Here is a 14,008-nt window from a genome sequence, read left to right as displayed (position 1 = left end):
AAATTAATTCAGCCGGTGCAACACACACGATGAGCGGAACAGTCAGGCGGAATAGGCCCGACCGTTCACAGCGTCCTCGCTGTGTTTTATTTCAAAGGAACCTCGCCCCAGCTGATGCTGGAGACGGGGTATCAACATATCTGGCGTTGACTTTTGGCACGCTGTTGAGTTCTCAAGGAACGGTCGCTTCCTTTGTACTCACCCTCTCGGGCTTTCCTCCGGGCTTCCCTTCGGTGTTTCCGACTCTATCAGATCTTTTCTCGATCCGATTTCCTCGGCGCTTTCCAGGTTCTCGCTCTCGCGTTTCCCTTTCCGGCGGTTCCGACTCTATCAGACCGTTTCCGTTCTGATTTCCTCGGGTGCTTTCCAGGTTTCCGCTTACGCGTTTCCCTTTTCGGCGATTCCGACTTTATCAGAAGTTCTTGGCCGGTCTGACCGGCCGCTTAGTTCTGAGTTAATCGGGAGGATGCTTCCCGGAAAGTCATTCACGACTTTCTGAAGAAGCTCGTAGAGTCTATCGGCTGCCTGGCAACTTGTCCAGTTGTAGGCAACTGTTTGAATCTACCTCCCCACTCCCTCCGTGTCAACGGCTCTTGTGGGGCGAAGAGGAGACTAGCAGCTCACAGCGGTGGAACGCACATCAGGCGGCCGTCGGAACGGACGCGCTGCGGTCCATCGCTTCGAGGTCACCCGTCTCGCCCGCGCGTGCCGCACGACCGCCGAGGACGTACACGTACGCGAGGAATGCCAGCTCGGCCGCGATGCCGATGCCTATGCGGGCCCAGGTGGGCAGGCCGGAGGGGGTGACGAAGCCTTCGATGGCTCCGGAGACGAACAGGATCAGGGCAAGGCCGATCGCCATGCCGATGGCGGCTCGCCCTTCTTCGGCGAGAGCCGCGCGGCGGGTGCGGGGGCCCGGGTCGATCAGTGTCCAGCCCAGGCGAAGGCCCGTGCCGGCGGCGACGAAGACCGCGGTCAGTTCGAGCAGGCCGTGCGGCAGGACGAGGCCGAGGAAGGTGTCGAGGCGGCCGGCCGAGGACATGAGGCCGAAGCCGACGCCCAGGTTGAGCATGTTCTGGAAGAGGATCCAGAGGACGGGCAGTCCCAGGAAGACGCCCAGGACCAGGCACATCGCGGCGGCCTGGGCATTGTTCGTCCACACCTGGGCGGCGAAGGCCGTCGCGGGATGGCTGGAGTAGTAGGTCTCGTACTCACCGCCGGGGCGGGTCAGCTCGCGCAGCCGGCCGGGGGCCGCGATGGAGGACTGCACTTCGGGATGGGTGCCTATCCACCAGCCCAGGAGGACGGCGATGGCAGTCGAGACGAGTGCCGTGGGCACCCACCAGTGGCGGGAGCGGTAGACGGCCGCCGGGAAGCCCTGGCTCAGGAAGCGCGTGACGTCCCGCCAGGAAGCGCGGCGGGTTCCGGCGACGGCGCTGCGCGCGCGGGCGACGAGTTGGCTGAGCCGGCCCGTCAGCTGCGGGTCCGGTGCGCTGGACTGGATCAGCGAGAGGTGGGTGGCGGTGCGCTGGTAGAGGACGACGAGTTCGTCCGCTTCGGCCCCGGTGAGCCGGCGCCGGCGGCGGAGCAGGGCGTCGAGCCGGTCCCATTCGGCTCGATGCACGGAGACGAAGACGTCCAGGTCCATCGGGTCTGCCTGCTCCTCGGCTGGTCGTCCACGGCGCGTCGTGGACGCTCGTACTTGCTGTCAGCTTGTACTACTGCGGCGCGATGCGCTCACAGCTTGGCAGACTTGCGATGCACGGGGCGGACCAGGGAAGGCGGCGGGCGTGAGTGAGCTGGTGACGGGCGAGGCGGTGGCGCTCGAACTGCAACCCGCCAAGCTGCCGAGCAGGGCGCTGGCCGTGCTGCTCGACCTGGTGGTGGCGGTGGTCGCGTACCTCGTCGTGCTCATGGTCCTGGTGGCGTCCTCGGCCTCGCTGGACGAGGCGGCGCAGGTGGCGCTGTCGATCGCGACGTTCCTGCTGGTGCTGGTGGGCGGGCCGATAGCGGTCGAGACCCTCAGCCACGGGCGGTCGCTGGGGAAGCTGGCGTTCGGGCTGCGGGTGGTGCGGGACGACGGTGGGCCGATCCGGTTCCGGCACGCGCTGGTGCGGGGCGCGATCGGGGTGGTCGAGATCCTGATGACGTTCGGGGTGGTGGCCTGTATCGCCTCGCTGGTCTCGGCGCGGGGGCGGCGGCTCGGCGACGTGTTCGCGGGCACTCTGGTCGTGCGCGAGCGGATACCCGCCGGGCGCGGCGGTTTCGTTCCGCCTCCCCCTCCATGGCTCGCCGGACGGTTCGCCGAGCTGGATCTGTCGGGGGTGCCGGACGGGCTGTGGCTTGCCGTGCGGCAGTACCTGACCCGGATGCAGCAGCTCGACCCGCGGGTGTCGGCGGACATGGCGCGGCGGCTGGCGGCCGACCTCGCCGGGCGTACGGGGGCTTCGGTGCCGGCGGATCTGCCTCCGGCCGCGTTCCTGGCGGCCGTGGTGCACGAGCGGCAGTCCCGGGAGGCCCGGCAGGCGTTCGGTCACGGCGGTGTGGCGGGCGGTGGCTTCGCCGCGCCGGTGGCACGGCCTGGCGCACCGGCTGCTTTCCAGGCACCGGCCGCGTTCCAGGCACCGGCCCCTGACCGGGCACCGGCCCCGTACCAGCCGCCCGGCTCGTACCAGCCTCCGGCGGAATGGCCCCCGGGGGCTGTTCAGCCTGCTCCGGGCGGGGACCGGTCTCAGCGGCCGCAGGCGCCGTCCGTTTCCCCGGCAGTGCCGTCGGAGCAGGACGAGCCCCGGTCCGGCCGGCCTGCCACCGGGTTCGCGCCGCCGGCGTAGGCGCACCATGCCCGGGGGCGGCCGTGACGCGGGTTCAGTCGAATCTCGACGGTGGTGACTGAAGGTCCTCCAGCTCGATCCCGGGCGCGGCCAGGACGACGTCGCCGGCGATGTGGACGGTGTGCTGTTCACCGGTGTCCAGGGCTGTGACCTGGTACTCGTCCACGGTCAGGGGGCCGTTGTCAGTGGCGTGTGCTTCGCTGTCTAGCAGTGCCCAGGACTGGTCCACGGTGCGGGGGGCGAGGACGGGGTCGGTGAAGGCCACGAGGCGTACGCGGGTCGCGGCGGACGAGGGGGTGAGGCGCAGGAGCCGGGCGGTGGCGACGAGGAACGCGGGGGACGTGCCGGTGAAGGCGTGGGCGCGCACATTGCCTTCGGTGGCATGACTGCCGGTGGGGTCGGTGCGGACCCAGGTGACACCGTCGAGGGCGGCACCGCGCACCTGCCAGCCGCCCGCGTGGAGTTCGAGACGGATGGGGCGGCCGAGATCGTCCAGGGCGAGATCGACCGAGCCGCGGTGGTCGCCGGCGAAGCCGGTCACCTGCGAGACATAGCGCCAGCCGGACGGGCCGGGGGCGCACTGGAAGTGCTCTTCCGCGAAGGGGGTGTGATCGTGCGGATCATGGAGCGAATAACGGCCGCGGGGCATGGGGGTCCTGGGTCTTGACGGGCTGATCCGGTCCGGAACCTCGGGCCGCGGCCCAAAGGGGCAGGCCCCCGGCACGGGGGTGCGGGGGCCTGCCTCGGTGGACCTGCTGCCGGAGGGAGTGCGTCGGTGCACCGACGCACTCTCCCGGCGGGCCGGGTTGCGGAATCGCCGGCTCAGTAGCGGTAGTGGTCCGGCTTGAACGGGCCGTCGACCTCGACACCGATGTACGCGGCCTGCTCGGGGCGCAGCGTGGTGAGCTTGACGCCGAGGGCGTCCAGGTGGAGGCGGGCGACCTTCTCGTCCAGGTGCTTGGGCAGCGTGTACACGCCGACCGGGTACTCGTCCGGCTTGGTGAACAGCTCGATCTGGGCCAGCGTCTGGTCCGCGAAGGAGTTGGACATCACGAACGACGGGTGACCGGTGGCGTTGCCCAGGTTCAGCAGGCGGCCCTCGGACAGCACGATGATGACCTTGCCGTCGGGGAAGGTCCAGGTGTGGACCTGCGGCTTGACCTCGTCCTTGACGATGCCGGGGATCTTGGCCAGGCCGGCCATGTCGATCTCGTTGTCGAAGTGGCCGATGTTGCCCACGATGGCCTGGTGCTTCATCTTGGCCATGTCCGCGGCCATGATGATGTCCTTGTTGCCGGTCGTGGTGATGAAGATGTCGGCCTTGTCGACGACCTCGTCCAGCGTCGTGACCTGGTAGCCGTCCATCGCCGCCTGCAGGGCGCAGATCGGGTCGATCTCCGTGATGATCACCCGGGCGCCCTGGCCGCGCAGGGACTCCGCGCAGCCCTTGCCCACGTCGCCGTAGCCGCACACGACGGCGGTCTTGCCGCCGATCAGCACGTCGGTGGCGCGGTTGATGCCGTCGATCAGGGAGTGGCGGCAGCCGTACTTGTTGTCGAACTTCGACTTCGTCACGGCGTCGTTGACGTTGATCGCCGGGAAGAGGAGGTCGCCGTCGCGCTGCATCTCGTACAGGCGGTGGACGCCCGTCGTGGTCTCCTCGGTCACGCCGCGGATCTCCGAGGCGAGCTGGGTCCACTTCTGCGAGCCGTCCGTGATGGTGCGGTGCAGCAGCTGGAGGATGACGCGGTGCTCGTCGGACTCGGCGGTCTCCAGGCCGGGGACCTTGCCGTCCTTCTCGTACTCGACGCCCTTGTGGACCAGGAGGGTGGCGTCACCGCCGTCGTCCAGGATCATGTTCGGGCCGCCGGTGGGGCTGTCCGGCCAGGTCAGCGCCTGCTCCGTGCACCACCAGTACTCCTCCAGGGTCTCGCCCTTCCAGGCGAAGACGGGCACGCCCTGCGGGTTGTCCGGGGTGCCGTTCGGGCCGACCGCGATCGCGGCGGCCGCGTGGTCCTGGGTGGAGAAGATGTTGCAGGACGCCCAGCGGACCTGGGCGCCCAGGGCGACGAGGGTCTCGATCAGCACGGCGGTCTGCACGGTCATGTGCAGGGAGCCGGTGACACGGGCGCCGGCCAGCGGCTGCGCCTCGGCGTACTCCTTGCGGATCGCCATCAGGCCGGGCATCTCGTGCTCGGCGAGGGTGATCTCCTTGCGGCCGAACTCGGCCAGGGAGAGGTCGGCGACCTTGAAGTCCTGTCGGTTCTCGACAGTCGTCATTGCGAGCTGCTCCTCGGGATTGGGTCGAGGTGGGTACGGCTGGTCTGCGCGGCGGCGGACACAGGGGTGCCCGAGAAGAGGACACAGGCATGCCCGCGTGCGCGCAGCGCAGTCCGTCGGAGGCCCTCTCTCCCTCGGTCGGTCCGTAGGGGACCGCCCGACCGCCATCAGCAGCGACGTCTGGCTCCGTCCCAAGCTACACCGGACGACCGGGTCGCCCCCAGTCCGCCCGTGCATTCCTTGGGCCTTATGCGAGGCGGTTCGCGGGGTGGGCGCGGGTGTCGGCGGTGGTGCGGAAACGGTGGAGGGTGTGTCGACAGACCGGTATCAGCCTGGACTTCTGCCCCTTTGGGGCGATGGCGGGGTGGTGCAGGATGCAGGGGGGCCGGGAGTTCCGGTTCCGCTCGCGGGGCGTCCGGGACGGCGTCGCGCGCGACCGAGCGTGAGGAGAACGACGTGACCAGTCCGGCCGGGCCGCCCGCCATGGGTGGCCGCGAAGACGAGCGCCGGCCGTTGAGGCTGCTGGCGGTGACCGCCTGTCCGACCGGCATCGCGCACACCTATATGGCGGCGGAGAAGCTCGCGCAGGCCGCCGCGGGTCAGGGCATCGAGATGAAGGTGGAGACGCAAGGGTCCATCGGGGCCGAGAACGTCCTCGATGACAACGATGTCAGCAGGGCGGACGGTGTCATCGTCGCCGCCGACAAGGACGTCGACCTGAGCCGTTTCGTGGGCAAGCGCGTGCTCACGGTCGGGGTCGCCGAGGGCATCCGCCATCCGGAGCAGCTGATCGAGCGGGTGCGGACGGCGCCCGTGCACACGGCGGGCGGGGCCCACGGCGGTCGCGCGGCCGGTGCGGCGGGAGGCGGCAAGGAACGCGGGCCGGTGTACAAGGCGCTGATGAACGGCGTGTCGTACATGATCCCGTTCGTGGTGGTCGGCGGACTGCTGATCGCGGTCTCGCTGGCGCTCGGCGGCCATGCCACGGCCAAGGGCTATGTGATCCCGGAGGGCACCTTCTGGGCGCACGTCAACGCGGTCGGCGGGATCGGCTTCCAGCTGATGATCCCCGTCCTGTCCGGCTATATCGCCTACGCCATCGCCGACCGGCCCGCGCTGGTGCCGGGCATGATCGGCGGCTGGATCGCCAACACCGGGGCGCTGTACGACTCCAAGGCCGGCGCCGGCTTCATCGGGGCGATCGTGACCGGGTTCCTGGCCGGGTATCTGGTGCTGTGGATCAAGAAGGTCCGGGTGCCGAGGTTCGTGCAGCCGATCATGCCGATCATCGTGATCCCGATCGTGGCGACGACGGCGCTCGGGCTGTTCTTCATCTACGGCATCGGCAAGCCGATCTCCTGGGTGTTCGAGCATCTGACGAGCTGGCTCGGCGGGATGACCGGCAGCAGCGCGATCCTGCTCGGGGCGATACTCGGCCTGATGATCGCGTTCGACATGGGCGGGCCGGTCAACAAGACGGCGTTCCTGTTCGGCGCCGGGCTCATCGCGAGCGGCAACCAGACGGTGATGGGCATGTGCGCGGCGGCGATCCCGGTGATGCCGCTCGGGCAGGGCCTGGCCACGCTGATCCGCCGGCGGCTGTACACCGAGCAGGAGCGGGAGACGGGTCTCGCGGCCCTGTTCATGGGCTGCTTCGGCATCTCGGAGGGTGCGATCCCGTTCGCCGCGGCGCGGCCGGCGCAGGTCATCCCGGCGAACATGCTGGGCGGCGCGGTGGCCGGTGCGGTCGCGGGGCTGGCCGGGGTGAAGGACGCGGTGCCGCACGGCGGGCCGGTCGTGGCGGTGCTCGGTGCGGTGAGCGGGGTGCCGATGTTCTTCGTGGCCGTGGTGATCGGCACGGTGGTGACGGCGCTGGCGACGGTGACGTTGGTCGATGTGAGCGGGCGCCGAGGGCGTGCGCGGGGCGCCGAGCCGGTGCCGGCCTCCGCGGAGACCGGTGCGGGGGCGGGTGCGGAGACCGGAGCGGGGGCGGGTGCGGTCGTACCCGGGCAGGCGCAGCGGGAACGCTCGCCGGTCGGTGCCGCCGCGGGCGCAGCGGAGGCGGTACGGGGCTCGGCTGTGCCGGGCTCGGCTGTGCGGAGTACGGCTTCCGAGGCCGGCGCCGCCGAAGAGGGCGCCGAGGCTGCCGACGCCGCCGGCGCCGCCGAGGAGGCGGACGCCGAGGGAGGGCCCGAGGTGCTATCCGGTCATCTGACCGGGCGGACCGTTCGGGTGGCTCTCGCGGCGGCGGAGAAGGAGGCCGCGATCCGGGAGATGGCCGGCCTGCTCGCGGCCAGTGGGCGGGTCGCCGATGTGGCCGGTCTGGTGGCGACCGCGCTGCGGCGCGAGGAGCAGGGGACCACGGGGCTCGGCGAGGAGATCGCGATCCCGCACGCCAAGACGGACGCGGTGACGGCGCCGGTCGTCGGTTTCGCGCGGTCGGCGGAGGGCGTGGAGTGGGGTTCGCCGGACGGGACGAAGGCCCGGCTGATCTTCATGATCGCCGTGCCGGAGGCCGCGGCGGGCGATGAGCACCTGAGGATCCTCGCGATGCTGTCCCGCAAGCTGATGGACGCCGGGTTCCGGGAGCGGCTGCTGGCGGCGCCGGACGAGCGGGCGGTGCTGGACGTGCTCGGCGAGGTCGGGTGAGGCGGGGCCGCTGAGGCCGGGGCGCGGCCTGGCGGGGGCGGGCCCACGCCCCGGCCGCGGGTGCGGTGCGTGGGCCGGGTGCGGTGCGGGGGCCGGTTCCCCGAGGGGGGAACCGACCGCCGGCGCCGGAGGGACCCGACCGCCGGTGCCAGGGGATCGGCCGCCGGTGCCGGGCGGGGTACCGCGCTCGTCCCGCGGAGCGGCACGGAGAGTTCATGAGAGGCCGCTATTCTCCGCGCCGCGGAAGGTCCGCGTGGGGAGGATGGACATGGCGCGCAGAGGGCGGGGACTGGGAATCGCGGCGCTCGTGGCGGGGCTGCTGGGGGTGGTGCTGGCCGGCGGAGCCTACGGGTACGGGCACGACGCGTACGGCACGGGCACCCTGCCGAGCCGGAGCATGGAGCCCACGCACAAGCGGGGCGAGCGGATCTTCTGGGAGCGGGTGGACGGGAGCGAGGTGCGGCGCGGTGACGTCGTGATGTTCTCGCTGCCGGAGCGCTACGGGAGCGGTGGTGTCTTCATGCAGCGGGTGATCGGCGTGGGCGGCGACCGGGTGGCCTGCTGCACGGCCGTCGGCACCGAGGAGCGGGTCACCGTGAACGGCGAGCCGCTCAAGGAGCCCTACGTGCTCGGGAGCGACGCCGACGGTGTGCACCGGCCGTACGACGTGAAGGTGCCGCGGGGCCGGCTGTTCCTGCTGGGCGACCACCGCTCCGATGCGATGGACTCCCGCTTCTTCGCCGCCGACCAGGGCGGGACCGTTCCCGTGGACGCGGTGCGGGGGCGGGTGACGGACGACCGTACGGGCCCGGTTCTGCTGGGTACGGCCCTGCTCGTGAGCGCGGCGCTGGTCCTCACCGGCATCGGTCTGGGGATCGGTTTCCTGGTGGTACGGCGGCGGAGGGCGCCGGTGGTGCCGCCGGCGCCCTGGCCGGTGCAGCCGGTCTGACCGCGCCGCCGTACCGCGGGTCAGTGACCGGAGGTGTCCGGGGTCGGTCCGCCCGGGGTGGCCTCCGGGTCCGGGCCCTTGGCGGCCTCGGCCTCGCTGTAGATGTCCGGTTCCAGGTAGATGACGCGGGCGATCGGGACGGCGGCGCGGATGCGGTCCTCGGCGGCGTTGATGGCGTTGGCGACCTCGGTGGCCGTGTCGTCGTGCTGGACGGCGATCTTGGCGGCGACCAGCAGTTCCTCGGGGCCGAGGTGCAGCGTGCGCATGTGGATGATCCCGGTGACCGTGTCCCCGTCGACGATCGCGGCCTCGATCTTCTTGACCTCCTCGACGCCCGCGGCCTCGCCGAGCAGCAGCGACTTGGTCTCGGCGGCGAGGACCAGGGCGATCATGACGAGCAGGACACCGATGCAGACGGTGCCGACGCCGTCCCAGACGCCGTCGCCGGTGATCAGGGCGAGGCCGACGCCGCCGAGGGCGAGGACCAGGCCGATGAGCGCGCCGAAGTCCTCCAGCAGGACGACGGGCAGCTCGGGTGCTTTGGCGCGGCGGATGAACTGCGACCAGGACAGCTTGCCGCGCAGCTCGTTCGACTCCTTGATGGCCGTGCGGAAGGAGAAGCCCTCGGCGATGACCGCGAAGACGAGGACACCCACCGGCCAGTACCAGTGCTCGACCGCGTGCGGGTGGCTGATCTTCTCGTAGCCCTCGTAGATGGCGAACATGCCGCCGACCGAGAAGAGGACGATGGAGACCAGGAAGGCGTAGATGTAGCGCTCGCGGCCGTACCCGAAGGGGTGCTGGGGGGTCGCCTCGCGCTGTGCCTTCTTGCCGCCGACGAGCAGCAGGAACTGGTTGCCGGAGTCGGCGAGCGAGTGAACACCCTCGGCGAGCATCGAGGAGGAGCCGCTGAACGCGAACGCCACGAACTTCGATGCCGCGATCGCGAGATTGGCGCCGAGTGCCGCCACGATCGCCCTGGTACCGCCTGACGCGCTCATGTGTCCGCGTTGTCCCTTCGCCTCTGTCGGCCTTGGCCCTGGTACGTCCGCCCGAGCGGGTACCCGGCTTTGCCCGGCCTTTGCCGGTGGGCCATTCTTGCAGCCCGGCCGGGTATCGGCGCGTCAGGTATCCACACCCCCGGTCATATGATCCGCGGGCTGTCCACAGCCCTGGTCATACGATCACAGTGGCGCGGAAAACCGTACCCGCGCCCGAGACCCGCGCCGTCTCGCCGGCCGGGACAAAAACCGACTGCCCCGGCCCCAGCTCGTGTTCGCCGGCCCGGACCGTGCCGGCCGTGCAGAGCAGGATCTGCGGGGTGTCCCGGGTGAGGTCGTGGGCGGCGCCGCCCTCGGGGAGGACGTACCGGGAGAGCCGGAACTCGTCGATCGGCGTCTCGTAGAGCTCCTCGCCGTCCGGGGCGGCCTCGGGGCGCAGCACGCCCGGGTCGCTCGCCTCGAAGCGGACGACGCGCAGGAGTTCGGGGACGTCGACGTGCTTGGGGGTCAGGCCGCAGCGCAGGACGTTGTCGGAGTTGGCCATGATCTCGACGCCGAGGCCGTCGAGGTAGGCGTGCGGGATGCCGGCGCCGAGGAACAGGGCCTCGCCGGGCTGCAGTCGGACGTGGTTGAGGAGCATCGCCGCGATCACGCCCGGGTCGCCCGGGTAGTGGTGGGCGATGTCGGCGTAGGGCGCGTAGTCGCCGCCGAGGCGGGTGCAGGCGGCGGTGGCCTCGGCGACCGTGCGGGCCGTCTCCGCCGGGTCGGCGCTGAGGATCGCGGTGAGGACCTCGCGCAGGGCCGCTTCCTCGGGGTGGGCGTGCAGCAGGTCGACGTACGGCTTGAGGGAGTCGACGCCGAGCCCGGCGAGCAGGTCCGCCGCCTGGACGGGGTCGCGGAAGCCGCACAGGCCGTCGAACTCCGTGAGCGCGCAGATCAGTTCGGGCTTGTGGTTGGCGTCCTTGTAGTTGCGGTGCGGGGCGTCCGCCGGGACGCCGCGCCGCTCCTCGTCGGCGTACCCCTCCCTGGCCTGCGCCAGGTCGGGGTGCACCTGGAGGGAGAGCGGGGCGCCGGCGGCGAGGATCTTCAGCAGGAACGGCAGCCGGGGACCGAACTTCGCGACCGCCTCGGCGCCCAGTTCGCCCTTCGGATCGGCGTCGACGACCTCGACGAGCGTCCCGCGCGCGGTGCGCGAGGGGGCGCCCGGGTGCGCGCCCATCCACATCTCCGCCTGCGGTTCACCGGTCGGCTCGACGCCGAGCAGGTGCGGGATGGCGGTGGTCGAACCCCAGGCGTAGGGGCGGATGGTGTTGTCGAGGCGGTCCATGTGTCTTCTCTGTCTCCGTATGTGCGCGGCTCAGCCGGCGCTGTCGCTTCTTCTCGCGCCGTCGTCGGGCGCGGTCGGTCGGCCAGGAGTCAGATCAGGCCCCCGAAGCGAGCGCCAGGTAAACGGCGGCGAAATCCGTGACGGCGATCAGTTCCGCGAGGGTCTCCAGTTCGCCGCCCTCCTCCGGTTCGAGCTCGCTGATCGGTGTGTCGTGGCTGAGGGCCACGTCTCGGGCGGTGGGGGCGGCGGTGAGACCGCCGATGGGGCGGTCGCGGAGCAGCACCACGCGCGCGTGCAGGGCGGGCGGCTCCTCCACCCGGTCGCGGAAGAAGTCGTCCGGGTCGGCGCTGGCGGCGAGCGGTCCCGCCAGCAGGGCGCTGTGCGCGGCGAGCGCCTCGGGCAGTTCGGCGACCAGGGCCGGGCGGCCGGCGAGTTCGGCGAGGGCGGCGGCGAAGCGGCGGCCCGCCGGGCCGGCCGAGACGCCCTCCGTCCACACCACGGGCAGCGCGTCGGCGAGTTCGGCGGCGAGGGTCTTGGCCGGGTTGCTGTAGGTCGCGATGGCGGGCCCGCAGCGCTCGGCGATGTGGTCCAGGCGGTCGGCGACCTTCTCCAGGGCCTCCGGCGGGGCGTCCAGCAGGCCGATCCGGTCCAGGAGGGCCAGCAGCGGGGTCAGCAGCGCCCAGAAGACCCCGGGGGACGACGCGGCGAGGGGTTCCTGATGGTCGTACGGCGCTGTGGCCATCGGGACGAACATGCCGTGCGCCCCGGCGACCGCCTCGGCGAGCGGGGTGTCGGACGGGGCGACGCCGACGACCGAGCAGCCGCGCCGGTAGGCCTGGTCGGCGAGGAGGGAGAGGCTCGGTTCGGTGCCGTCCGGGGTGGCGATCAGCAACAGGTCCACGGATCCGGCCCAGCCCGGGAGCTCCCAGCGCAGGGCACCGGCGGCCGGGGCGACGCCGTCGGGGGCGAGCCGGACGACGGGACTGCCGGCGCCGGCCAGGGTGCCGAGGAGGTCGGCGGTGTGGGTGGCCGCGGCGCCGGGGCCCGCGATGAGGACCGCGCGGGGGCGGCCGTCGGGCTTGAGGCCGCCGACGCCTGCCTCGGCGGTGTGCCGGGCGGCGGTGCGGACGCGGGCGCCGGCCTCGGCGGCTCCGCGCAGCAGGCCCCGGCGGTCGGCCTCGGCGAGGCCCTCAGGGGTGTCGAGCAGCGATTCGTCCAGCATGGGCGGCAGCCTCCGGTCGCCGGGAGTCCTGGGGTCCTGCGCGGTGACGGGCCGGGTCAGTCGGGGCGGCGGGCCTCGTCGACCAGCAGGACGGGGATGCCGTCGCGGACCGGGTAGGCGAGACCGCAGTCCTGACCCGAGCAGATCAGCTCGGTGTCCTGCTCCTTCAGGGGGGCGTGGCAGGCCGGGCAGGCGAGGATCTCCAGGAGGCCGGCTTCGAGCGCCATGGGAAGTCCCTTCGGGGGGCGGGTATGTGTCTGTGGATATGCCTGGTCAGCGTACCGCCGATGGCCCGGCGGCTCAGCCCCTGATGATCGCCAGGGCCTCGTCGCGGATCCGGGTCATCGTCGTCTCGTCCTTGGCCTCCGCGTTCAGGCGCAGGAGGGGCTCCGTGTTCGAGGGGCGGACGTTGAACCACCAGTCGGCGGCGGCGACCGTCAGGCCGTCGAGGTCGTCCAGGGTGACGCCGGCGCGGCCCTCGTACGCGGCGCGGATCGCGGCGATGCGGGCGGACTGGTCGGCGACGGTGGAGTTGATCTCACCGGAGCCCGCGTAGCGGTCGTACTGGGCGGTCAGGGCGGACAGCGGGCCCTGCTGGCCGCCGAGGGCCGCGAGGACGTGCAGGGCGGCCAGCATGCCCGTGTCCGCGTTCCAGAAGTCCTTGAAGTAGTAGTGCGCCGAGTGCTCGCCGCCGAAGATGGCGCCGGTGCGGGCCATCTCGGCCTTGATGAAGGAGTGGCCGACCCGGGTGCGGGCCGGGGTGCCGCCGTGCTCCCGGACGACCTCCGGGACGGTGCGGGAGGTGATCAGGTTGTGGATGACCGTGCCCGTGCCGCCGTTGCGGGCCAGTTCGCGGGCGGCGACCAGCGCGGTGATCGCGGACGGGGAGACCGGGTCGCCGTGCTCGTCCACGACGAAGCAGCGGTCGGCGTCGCCGTCGAAGGCGATGCCGAGGTCGGCGCCCTCCGCCGGGACCCGCTTCTGCAGGTCCACGAGGTTGGCCGGGTCGAGCGGGTTGGCCTCGTGGTTCGGGAAGGTGCCGTCCAGCTCGAAGTACATCGGGACGAGGGTCAGGGGCAGGCCGGCGAGGACCGAGGGGACCGTGTGGCCGCCCATGCCGTTGCCGGCGTCGACCACGACCTTCAGGGGGCGGATGGAGGTGAGGTCGACCAGGGAGCGCAGGTACGCCGCGTAATCGTCCAACGTCTCGCGCGAGGCGAGGGTTCCCGGCCGGTCCGCGGGCCGCGGGGCGCCCTCCGCGAGCCAGCGCTCGGCCAGCGCGCGGATCTCCGCGAGGCCGGTGTCCTGGCCGACGGGGGCGGCGCCCGCGCGGCACAGCTTGATGCCGTTGTACTGGGCCGGGTTGTGGGAGGCCGTGAACATCGCGCCCGGGAGGTCCAGCGCGCCCGAGGCGTAGTACAGCTGGTCCGTGGAGCACAGGCCGATCTCGGTGACGTCCACCCCGCGGTCCGCCGCGCCCCGCGCGAAGGCGCGGGACAGGCCCGGCGACGAGGGCCGCATGTCGTGGCCGACGACGATGGCCGACGCCCCCGTCACCTGCGCGAAGGCGGCGCCGAAGAGTCCGGCCAGCTCCTCGTCCCACTGGTCCGGGACCACTCCGCGCACGTCGTACGCCTTCACGAGCTGCGACAGATCAGCAGTCACGGCCAACCCTCCTGGAAGTCCTATGGGTGCCCACAAACTACCCGTCGGGAGTACGGCGCGGTGTCCGGCCGCCGGGTGGACGGC

General features: G+C 71.7%; 11 protein-coding genes. 3 read left to right on the top strand and 8 right to left on the bottom strand.

What is annotated here, in order from left to right; all coding sequences use genetic code 11:
* Positions 1-640: 640 nt before the first annotated feature.
* The gene (locus ACF073_RS17915) at positions 641-1,648 is read right to left on the bottom strand and encodes a stage II sporulation protein M (protein ID WP_392070956.1); all 1,008 of its coding nucleotides are present in this window, start codon (positions 1,646-1,648) and stop codon (positions 641-643) included.
* 142 nt (positions 1,649-1,790) lie between these two features.
* On the opposite strand from ACF073_RS17915, the gene ACF073_RS17910 reads away from it, so the two are divergent.
* Positions 1,791-2,831 (top strand): RDD family protein, encoded by a 1,041-nt coding sequence (locus ACF073_RS17910; protein ID WP_392070954.1) that lies wholly within the window; start codon positions 1,791-1,793, stop codon positions 2,829-2,831.
* A gap of 34 nt (positions 2,832-2,865) precedes the next feature.
* Here the strand turns inward: ACF073_RS17910 and ACF073_RS17905 are convergent, their stop codons facing one another.
* Both ACF073_RS17905 and ahcY read right to left on the bottom strand, forming a co-directional pair.
* A complete protein-coding gene (locus ACF073_RS17905) occupies positions 2,866-3,480 on the bottom strand; it encodes a hypothetical protein (protein WP_392070952.1) in 615 nt (204 codons plus the stop codon).
* Positions 3,481-3,653: 173 nt separating this feature from the next.
* Positions 3,654-5,111 carry an adenosylhomocysteinase gene (gene ahcY / locus ACF073_RS17900; protein WP_392070950.1) on the bottom strand — a complete coding sequence of 486 codons (1,458 nt, stop codon included), beginning with the start codon at positions 5,109-5,111 and terminating at the stop codon, positions 3,654-3,656.
* 456 nt (positions 5,112-5,567) lie between these two features.
* Here ahcY and ACF073_RS17895 point away from each other — a divergent pair, with 456 nt between their 5' ends.
* Both ACF073_RS17895 and lepB read left to right on the top strand, forming a co-directional pair.
* Entirely contained in the window at positions 5,568-7,760 is a 2,193-nt protein-coding gene (locus tag ACF073_RS17895; RefSeq protein WP_392070948.1) for a fructose-specific PTS transporter subunit EIIC, read from the top strand.
* Positions 7,761-8,028: 268 nt separating this feature from the next.
* Positions 8,029-8,709: a signal peptidase I gene (gene lepB / locus ACF073_RS17890; RefSeq protein WP_392070946.1), complete on the top strand. Its 681-nt coding sequence runs from the start codon at positions 8,029-8,031 to the stop codon at positions 8,707-8,709.
* Between the two features lie 20 nt (positions 8,710-8,729).
* Here lepB and ACF073_RS17885 read toward each other — a convergent pair whose 3' ends face one another.
* The 5 genes from ACF073_RS17885 to ACF073_RS17865 all read right to left on the bottom strand — a co-directional run bounded on the left by ACF073_RS17885 (position 8,730) and on the right by ACF073_RS17865 (position 13,924).
* A complete protein-coding gene (locus tag ACF073_RS17885) occupies positions 8,730-9,710 on the bottom strand; it encodes a cation diffusion facilitator family transporter (RefSeq protein WP_392070944.1) in 981 nt (326 codons plus the stop codon).
* Between the two features lie 175 nt (positions 9,711-9,885).
* Positions 9,886-11,037, bottom strand: a complete 1,152-nt coding sequence (manA, locus tag ACF073_RS17880) for a mannose-6-phosphate isomerase, class I (RefSeq protein ID WP_392070942.1) — start codon at positions 11,035-11,037, stop codon at positions 9,886-9,888.
* Between the two features lie 94 nt (positions 11,038-11,131).
* Positions 11,132-12,259 (bottom strand): SIS domain-containing protein, encoded by a 1,128-nt coding sequence (locus ACF073_RS17875; protein WP_392070941.1) that lies wholly within the window; start codon positions 12,257-12,259, stop codon positions 11,132-11,134.
* Between the two features lie 56 nt (positions 12,260-12,315).
* Entirely contained in the window at positions 12,316-12,486 is a 171-nt protein-coding gene (locus tag ACF073_RS17870; RefSeq protein WP_392070939.1) for a Trm112 family protein, read from the bottom strand.
* 73 nt (positions 12,487-12,559) lie between these two features.
* The gene (locus ACF073_RS17865; protein ID WP_392070937.1) at positions 12,560-13,924 is read right to left on the bottom strand and encodes a phosphomannomutase/phosphoglucomutase; all 1,365 of its coding nucleotides are present in this window, start codon (positions 13,922-13,924) and stop codon (positions 12,560-12,562) included.
* Positions 13,925-14,008 lie beyond the last annotated feature (84 nt).

It is taken from the genome of Streptomyces sp. NPDC015171 (assembly GCF_043079545.1).
GTDB lineage: Bacteria > Actinomycetota > Actinomycetes > Streptomycetales > Streptomycetaceae > Streptomyces.
Note: the sequence above shows the minus strand (reverse complement) of the source record. Positions and strands in the feature narration are given on the sequence as shown.

Bases quoted from the DNA above. Each gene is read 5' to 3' on its own strand.
- ACF073_RS17915 (WP_392070956.1), bottom strand. From the start codon at position 1,648: ATGGACCTGGACGTCTTCGTCTCCGTGCATCGAGCCGAATGGGACCGG.
- ACF073_RS17905 (WP_392070952.1), bottom strand. From the start codon at position 3,480: ATGCCCCGCGGCCGTTATTCGCTCCATGATCCGCACGATCACACCCCC.
- ahcY (WP_392070950.1), bottom strand. From the start codon at position 5,111: ATGACGACTGTCGAGAACCGACAGGACTTCAAGGTCGCCGACCTCTCC.
- lepB (WP_392070946.1), top strand. From the start codon at position 8,029: ATGGCGCGCAGAGGGCGGGGACTGGGAATCGCGGCGCTCGTGGCGGGG.
- ACF073_RS17885 (WP_392070944.1), bottom strand. From the start codon at position 9,710: ATGAGCGCGTCAGGCGGTACCAGGGCGATCGTGGCGGCACTCGGCGCC.
- manA (WP_392070942.1), bottom strand. From the start codon at position 11,037: ATGGACCGCCTCGACAACACCATCCGCCCCTACGCCTGGGGTTCGACC.
- ACF073_RS17875 (WP_392070941.1), bottom strand. From the start codon at position 12,259: ATGCTGGACGAATCGCTGCTCGACACCCCTGAGGGCCTCGCCGAGGCC.
- ACF073_RS17870 (WP_392070939.1), bottom strand. From the start codon at position 12,486: ATGGCGCTCGAAGCCGGCCTCCTGGAGATCCTCGCCTGCCCGGCCTGC.